Genomic DNA, 7,709 nt, shown 5'->3' with positions numbered 1-7,709 from the left:
AACCCGCTTTGTTCATACCATTACGGAACAGTGTATCTAACTGTTGGCGGATAGGCTCACTGGCGCTGACTAATCTTGGTGATTTGCCTTCTTCATTAAAACGCACCACAAAGCTTGCTTCGCGAGTATCGATGGTGTCGACCAGTACAGGGAAATCGACTTCAGTTTGTAACTGAATCGGGCCCAGTGTGGGATTAAGACCAACATGAGTCGGCTCATAACTTGCGCAAGCCGATAACAATAATGTAGACAGTAAAATAGGGATCAATAACTTCATGAGACAACAATAACCAGCAAAAGGTAGATAAATGATACCAGAATTTGTCTGGGTTTCCAGTATCGCTAAGGTTATGTTGCTATAAAGATAACGAGAGTGATATGCATCACTCTGTGTGCAGGTGTTGTCACTCATCAATATCTGTTTTTAACGCCATTTCAACTCCGGTTAATGGCAACAATATTACTTGGTTGTTGACATTAATGGCTGATCAATTCAGGTTAGTGTTATGCAACTTAAGTTTGATAAACAACATGATGTAGGTAATGTAATGCAACATAAACAGCCGCAATTGGCTCCTGACAAATTGATTAATGCCAATGGCCAGCCAGTATTTGGTATTTTTGATGGGATTGTTGATTCACTCAATGTTAATCAGTTTGCTTATTCGACGGTAATGGACAAACCTGCGTCGGCAATGGCTAAGCATTTTGATTTTAAGCAGTTCCAATTCGTTAGCATTATCACTCCTCATTATATTATCGCCCTAGCGATTGCCGATATTCGTTATGTCGCCAATGGTTTTTGCTACCTTTATGACATTAAAACCAACAAGTTGACCCAAACGCAATGGCTAACACCATTCGGATTTGGCTGCCAGCTAAGTGACTCTCCTAAGCATGGGCGCGCCGAAATTGGCCGTAAACACAAAGGTATTGTTATCGATATTGTCGACGGACAATGGCAAGTTGAGATTAATCTTGCAGAAATACAAGCCAATTTACGTATTCAACCGACGCCACTGAGTTTACCCATCAGTTTGTGTACCCCAACGGGTTATAACGGTTGGACCTATACACAAAAGCACAATGGCTTAGCCGTAACAGGGCAATTAACCATTCATCATGAACCGCAACCTTTACAATATGCGTTGGCGGGTTATGACTTTTCTGCCGGATTTATGCGCCGAGAAACCAGTTGGCGTTGGGCTTCAATTAATGCCCAAACTGACGATGGAGTTATTGGGCTGAATTTAGCTGCAGGCGTTAATGAAACCGGTCAAACAGAAAATGTGATGTGGATAAATGGCGAGCGTCATCTACTCGGTGGTGCACAGTTTGATTTTAATCGACACTCACAACAAGATGTGTGGCATATCACCACTAATGATGGCAATGTTGATTTGCATTTTAGACCATTGAATCAACGTAGCGAAAAGCTTAATTTAATTTGGTTAAAAAATAATTTTAGACAATATATTGGCTATTTTAGCGGTGTGATTTGCGACAACAATGGTAATCAATATAAATTAACCAATCAGTTAGGCTTAACTGAAGATCATTTGGCCAAATGGTGATGAATACCAACCGTGCCTTATAGGTGAGTAATTTTCAGCCTATGGTCTATTAAAAACGAATTACTAAAAACGGACTATTAACAACTGATTATTAACGACAGATTATTAGAATGACCTATTAAAAGCGGTTTACTCAAATGGGTTTCGCCAAAAGAGCACTTTGATTAGGAACCAGAAATAGTGAACCACTAGTACAAACATTGACTCAATAATAATAAATAGAAATGGATAACATATGGACATGGATTTACTGATAGCTCACCCAGAGTGGTTATTACTGGTGTTAGCCCCGATTTTTTTCGGCTGCATTTTACTGGAATGGTGGTTTGGTGTTCGCGCCCAGCGATTACCGAGTAATGCTCAATATCGTCCTGCCGAAGTATTGTGTAATTTTGTATTGGCTGGTATGCACCAAGTGGCGGACATCATCGCTGGCTTGTTTATTGCGAAGATATATTTACACTTTTTCGGTTGGCGCTTATTTGATATTGAAATGACATTATTCACTTTTGGTTTATTGCTCATTGCTCAAGACTTTTGTTATTACTGGTTCCATCGTGCTAGCCATCGTATTCGCTGGATGTGGGCTGCGCATGTGGTGCATCACAGTTCAGAAAACATGAATTTCAGCACCGCATTTAGACAAAGCTTAATGTACCCATTGGCAGGAATGTGGCTGTTTTGGTTGCCTTTAGTGGTGATTGGCTTTGATCCTAATTGGGTGGTGTTTGCAGTATTGCTTAATCTGGGATTGCAGTTTTTTGTTCATACCCAAGCGATTAAGTCGTTAGGGCCGCTAGAATTGATTTTTAATACGCCGTCCCATCACCGCGTGCATCATGGACGTAACCCACAATATATCGACAAAAATTATGCGGGAGTGCTGATAATTTGGGACAAAATGTTTGGTACTTTTGAGCCTGAGGTTGAAACTGTGCAATACGGCATCACTAAGCCGGTAAACAGTTTTAACCCGTTAGTGGTAACGTTTAGTGAATGGCGCGACATGTGGGGTGATGTTACCCAAGCGCAATTATCTCTAAAACAACGTTTACGGATATTATTTGCACCGCCTTCAACACATCAACAGTCATCCACTAAAACCGATATTTGAGCCCGCTGTAAACAAGCTTCAGGCTAGTACTTATCCCACTTTACTTGCTTTAATAGAGTAAATAAGTGGGATAAGGTGGTCTTGATGTTTTAGCTGGTAACCTTTGCCTACCACAAACTCCAAACCTTCAAGGCAGTTGTAGGGACTGTAAGGGTGTTCGTTAAACGCTTCGATACTGAGTCCTGCACTAATAAGTGCGCTAATGACTTCACTTATCGGGTGCGGCCAAGTGACTACCGTTTCAATTTGGTCGTTGTGGTTTTCGGTGTAGGTGACTTCATCTTCGATATCCGGTTGTGTCTGTGGAAAGTAACCATAACCACACAGCACATCATTAAAAGGGTGGAACTCAACCAAATGAAATTCACCGCCTGGACGTAATGCTCCTGCAATGGTTTGCGCCCAGCGAGTTAAATCGGGTAACCAAGCTAACACCCCATAAGAGGTGAATACGATGTCATATTGCTCTGTATTGTGATCACCAAATTGATAGATGTCATTGTTGATGAATGTTGCTGGTAAGTGTAATTGAGCAGCCAGCTTTTTTGCAGTTGCAATCGATTCGCTTGATAAATCTACGCCAGTGACATTGGCGCCAAGCCTTGCCCACGATAAGCTGTCTTGTCCAAAGTGGCATTGTAGGTGCAACAGGCTTTTGTGGTGCACATCGCCGACTTGTTCAAGTTCAATGGGGTTTAATGATGACTTACCTTGGATAAATGCCTCTAAGTCATAAAATGTTGAGTCGAGGTGGATTTGGGTTCGCTCGTTCCATGCGTGTTTATTGATGGCTAAATAGTCCATGTTCAATGTCTTCTTATTGCTTTAATAGGGTAAATTATCGAAATGATTCAGTAATGTTACTTGGTTTGAAGCTAAAACACGAATGGATCAATAGGCGATGTGTTACTTTTGCTTAACAAGTAAAAAGGCTTGATAACTCAGTGTTATCAAGCCTTTTTACAAGCGACAAAAGATGACTCTTTAGCTGTTATTGCATGATTAATTTTTGACGTTCAATAAATTGATGAAACTCAATTTTAGGTGCAATGGCGCCTTTATGTTGGATCACAAATCCTGCTGCTTGGGAGGCTAACTTTATCGCTGTGCTGATATCTGCGCCAGTTAAGCGTGCGCCTAAATACACCCCGTTAAATGAGTCACCCGCTGATGTGGTGTCGACAACATTCGTTACTGGTGTGATTGAGAAATGCTGTTGCTGGCCATTAATCAGATAATTAATGCCGTTTTCACCATTTTTTATCACCAGCTCGTTAATGTCGTAAGGCTGGCAGAACGCAATAATGTCTTCAACGGAGCTAATACCGTAAAGTTGATTAAAGTCATCAACACCTGGCAGTACGACATCGGCCATACTAAACGCAATATCAAACTGTGCCTTTGCCTGGTCTGGACTGTGCCACATTCTTGCGCGGTAGTTAGGGTCAAATACAATACTGACACCTGCTTGCTTGCATTGTTTAATCAGTAACCAAAATGCGTCTCGATCTTCTTCATTAATTACTGCTAAAGAAATGCCCGAAAAAAACACCATATCTGCCTGAGATATTTTACTGATGGCTGCATCGTCAATAAATTGCATGATTTGCTTGGCGGCTGAATCGTTGCGCCAGTATGTAAAGCTGCGCTCGCCTTTACTGTCAGTTTGTATTGCATACAGACCGGCAATTTTGTCGGTGCTTTGAAAGACCATATCAGTATTAATTTTTTCATCTTCAAAGCGTTGCAACATGGCCTGGCTAAAACTATCTTTGCCAATGGCTGTGACTAGGTGGGTGTTAATATCACTAAAGGTGCGCTTAAGATAAACCCCAGTGTTATACACATCACCAGCAAAAGATTGCTGCAAGCTGCTGGCCGTTACACGTTGCAATTCGACCATACACTCACCAAATAAATACAGACTCTTCACGGTTATGCCTTCCTTTTTACCGGTTCAATTTTTCCGCCTAACCACAACGAAATTAATGCTAGTGGAACTAACGCAGCACCTAAAATAAAGAATGGCGTATAGTCACCGCCTTTGGTCATCATTGGCACTAATTGGATGGTGATAATCACACTTAGTACTGCCGATGTGCCACTAATACCAGCTAAGGTACCGACTGTTTTACCGGAAAAGTAATCACTTGGTAACGTTTGAACGTTGCCAATAGCCGTTTGGAAACCAAATAAGATAAGCGCTATAAGGCCCATTGCCATCCAAGGCGTTGCAGCAAGAGATGTCAGTAACAGTGCTGGCAGCATAACCATACAACCTAAGACAATTGCACTACGACGGGCTTTATTCACCGACCAGCCTCTGCTCATCAAGTGGCCGCTAAACCAACCACCAAATAGTGCACCAATGGCAGCACCTACATAAGGTAACCAAGCAAACGCGCCAATTTGTTTAACATCAAAGCCAAATTTTTCGTTTAAATACAATGGTAGCCAAGCAACAAATAACCACCAGATTGGGTCGATAAAGAAACGTGCTGCTATCACTCCCCAAGTTTGACGGTGGCGTAATAACTGTCCCATAGTGGGCACGTATTCTTTGTCCTGTTGTTTTTCTGAAGTGCATTGCTGTCCGGTTAAGATATGTTGGCGTTCTTCTTCAGTGATCCACGGGTGTGAGTCTGGTGATGATTTATAAACAATCAACCAAGGTAAAATCCAAAGAATACCCAAACTACCAATGACGATAAAGGTTGCCTGCCATCCTAAAAAGGCATACAAAAAAGCAATCAATGGTGGGGCGATAATCGAGCCTAAAGACGCACCAGCATTGAAGATACCTTGTGCTAGGGCGCGTTCTTTAATCGGAAACCATTCAGCATTCGCTTTGGTTGCACCAGGCCAGTTACCCGCTTCACCTAGCCCAAGCATAGCTCTAAAAATAGCAAATGAGGTAACGCTTGCTGCAACAGCATGCAGGGCGATTGAGACCGACCACACTACAATGGATAATAAAAAACCTAAGCGCGTGCCAATAGCATCAAATATCTTACCAAATAGAGACTGACCAATTGCGTATGAGATCATGAACACGGTAATAATGTTGGCATAATCACTTTTATCTAAACCTAAATCTTCTGCAATGCCAGGCCACATAATGGCAAGGGCAGATCGGTCGATGTAGTTAATGACGGTAGCGAGTGCCACTAAGCTGACAACAAGCCAACGTAGGTGCTTCAATTTAAGGGGGACTTTTTTCATGATAAACCCTCAACAAAGTCTTCTCTAGCCGGGCTAAAGGTATCAATTAAAATGCCACCAGTTGGGCAAACTGCACCATGGTCTACATGAGGTGGCACAAAGAAGCTGTCTCCAGCCGTTAACACCTTAATCACGCCATCGACATTGACATGAAACTCGCCCTCAACCACATACGATACTTGTGAATGGCGGTGAGCATGGACATAGCCTTCTGCTCCCTTATCAAACCAAATCTTTACTGCCATGAGTTCATGATTAAATCCAAGCATTTGGCGCTTTAACCCTCCGCCAATATCCTCGATTTCGGTTTGTTCCCCAAATGAAAAATGCTCACTTTGCTGCATGGTGTTTATTCCTTTTTATTTTAATTTTTTGTTACTTGGATTCTTTAATGTCTAATAATTCGGCGCGTCCGCTAAACGGGTATTGCACCCCGTTGACGCTAATGACACTTTGTGTTTCTTGAGTCACAGCGTTATCAGCGTGGTTGATTGCTAATAGATATTGTTGTCCATCGGTAAAGCGTATTTGCACCGCTTCTAGTTCAGCTTGTTGATGATGAATCAGCCCTGCAATATTGCTGGTGGCTTCTAGAGTGTATTCTTTTGATGGGTTGTACTCGCCGTGTGGCTCCATCACGCTGACATAAGTATAATTAGTGGCATTCACTCGGTGAATGAACGACTGCTGTTGGCGTAAGTTCATATCCGGATCGTTGGCACCCAATTGGGTGAATAACATTTGCTCGTCAGTGGCGTTGTTAAAGTTAGTATTAACTAACGTGCTAAGGGTATAAAAATGGCCGTTATCATTTAACCAAGTGACTTTAGCCAGTTTATTAGCGGCTTTGTCTTTGGCTAGGTTAGCAGTTGCTAACAACCATAGATGTTGATAACCATTTTCGGTACCCAAAGCAGACAATTGAGTCAGTGACGCCTGTCTGTCAAAGTTGGTATCGATTAATTGCCCTTGATAATGCACTGGTAAGTCGTATTGATGTGGCTTGTTAGCCGTAACACGCATTATATCGATACCAATTACCGCATCACGTTGTTTGATGTTGACTAAGGCGAGAGTGCGCTTAAACGCGACATCATCATAAGCGGTGTCGATAGAAGCCGACGCGATGGTGAGGTCTTGCTTTGCTGAGTAGAAGTGTAATGTAGGGTTATTTTTGTTAGCCGCTTTAAGCTTGCCATTAAAATGACTTTTCTCGTCAACAATTAAAGTGTTATGGGCAATGGTTTGTTTAGCCCACGATTCATTTTCAGGTAAATAACGGCCACCAAATTTTGCTTCTACATTTAGAAAACGTGCAGCGCCATAATCGGATACGATTTCATTACCAGCATCGTAAAACTGCCACGTTAACTTATCAAAATGGCCATGACCTAAACCTTGCGCAGTCGCTTTAAATACAATGGCTTGGTCGGTTGCTTTGCCTTGACGCATAACCACTAATGCACCGTCATCACCTTGTTGGCCATCGCGGAATAATGTGGAAACGAATGGAAAGGGCTGTTGTAGTTTATTGTCTAACCCTTGTGCAACTTTGAGCCCATCACCCGTTAATAAAATATTGTGTTGTTGCTGAGCAATATCTAATAAACGTGGATCGCCGTTGAGACCATAAGCAATGGCGACGCCGTTGACGAGTTCAATAGTGTCGATGCCTTTGCTTTTAATCGCATCGTTAAGCGGGAAAAACAGTTTGTTATAACTGAGTTCAACCGTACTCGTAATAGCTTTAAGTAATATACCGTCACGGTATTGAAAAATCTTACGCTGCGGTTCATTTT

Annotated in this window: 8 protein-coding genes; 2 read left to right on the top strand and 6 right to left on the bottom strand. The window is 42.1% G+C overall.

Features of this window, described 5'->3' with window-relative positions:
- The coding region (locus tag CXF78_RS08810; protein ID WP_257984870.1) for a YajG family lipoprotein at positions 1–412 on the bottom strand (412 nt) is incomplete at its 3' end.
- 94 nt (positions 413–506) lie between these two features.
- Here CXF78_RS08810 and CXF78_RS08805 point away from each other — a divergent pair.
- The gene (locus tag CXF78_RS08805; protein ID WP_011638553.1) at positions 507–1,574 is read left to right on the top strand and encodes a DUF2804 domain-containing protein; all 1,068 of its coding nucleotides are present in this window, start codon (positions 507–509) and stop codon (positions 1,572–1,574) included.
- 235 nt (positions 1,575–1,809) lie between these two features.
- Positions 1,810–2,688, top strand: coding sequence for a sterol desaturase family protein (locus CXF78_RS08800; RefSeq protein WP_011638552.1), 879 nt, complete (start codon positions 1,810–1,812; stop codon positions 2,686–2,688).
- 30 nt (positions 2,689–2,718) lie between these two features.
- On the opposite strand, the gene CXF78_RS08795 is transcribed toward CXF78_RS08800, so the two are convergent.
- The 5 genes from CXF78_RS08795 to CXF78_RS08775 form a co-directional block, all read right to left on the bottom strand.
- The gene (locus CXF78_RS08795; RefSeq protein WP_102036542.1) at positions 2,719–3,492 is read right to left on the bottom strand and encodes a class I SAM-dependent methyltransferase; all 774 of its coding nucleotides are present in this window, start codon (positions 3,490–3,492) and stop codon (positions 2,719–2,721) included.
- A gap of 187 nt (positions 3,493–3,679) precedes the next feature.
- Positions 3,680–4,621, bottom strand: coding sequence for a sugar kinase (locus CXF78_RS08790; protein ID WP_102036541.1), 942 nt, complete (start codon positions 4,619–4,621; stop codon positions 3,680–3,682).
- Between the two features lie 2 nt (positions 4,622–4,623).
- Positions 4,624–5,910 carry an MFS transporter gene (locus CXF78_RS08785; protein WP_011638549.1) on the bottom strand — a complete coding sequence of 429 codons (1,287 nt, stop codon included), beginning with the start codon at positions 5,908–5,910 and terminating at the stop codon, positions 4,624–4,626.
- On the bottom strand, positions 5,907–6,254 hold the full coding sequence (locus tag CXF78_RS08780; protein ID WP_011638548.1) for a cupin domain-containing protein: 348 nt from the start codon (positions 6,252–6,254) through the stop codon (positions 5,907–5,909). Before CXF78_RS08780 ends, CXF78_RS08785 begins: the two co-directional genes overlap by 4 nt.
- Before the next feature lie 31 nt (positions 6,255–6,285).
- Positions 6,286–7,709, bottom strand: a 1,424-nt coding sequence (locus CXF78_RS08775; protein WP_180957092.1) for a heparinase II/III domain-containing protein, incomplete at its 5' end; no start/stop codon positions are given.

It is taken from the genome of Shewanella sp. 11B5 (assembly GCF_002836795.1).
Lineage (GTDB): Bacteria > Pseudomonadota > Gammaproteobacteria > Enterobacterales > Shewanellaceae > Shewanella > Shewanella frigidimarina.
The sequence above is the reverse complement of the archived record's forward strand: the minus strand, read 5'-3'. Positions and strand labels throughout refer to the sequence as shown.

Excerpts from the sequence above, each read along its gene's own strand:
- CXF78_RS08805 (WP_011638553.1), top strand. The coding sequence starts at position 507 with ATGCAACTTAAGTTTGATAAACAACATGATGTAGGTAATGTAATGCAA.
- CXF78_RS08800 (WP_011638552.1), top strand. The coding sequence starts at position 1,810 with ATGGACATGGATTTACTGATAGCTCACCCAGAGTGGTTATTACTGGTG.
- CXF78_RS08795 (WP_102036542.1), bottom strand. The coding sequence starts at position 3,492 with ATGGACTATTTAGCCATCAATAAACACGCATGGAACGAGCGAACCCAA.
- CXF78_RS08785 (WP_011638549.1), bottom strand. The coding sequence starts at position 5,910 with ATGAAAAAAGTCCCCCTTAAATTGAAGCACCTACGTTGGCTTGTTGTC.
- CXF78_RS08780 (WP_011638548.1), bottom strand. The coding sequence starts at position 6,254 with ATGCAGCAAAGTGAGCATTTTTCATTTGGGGAACAAACCGAAATCGAG.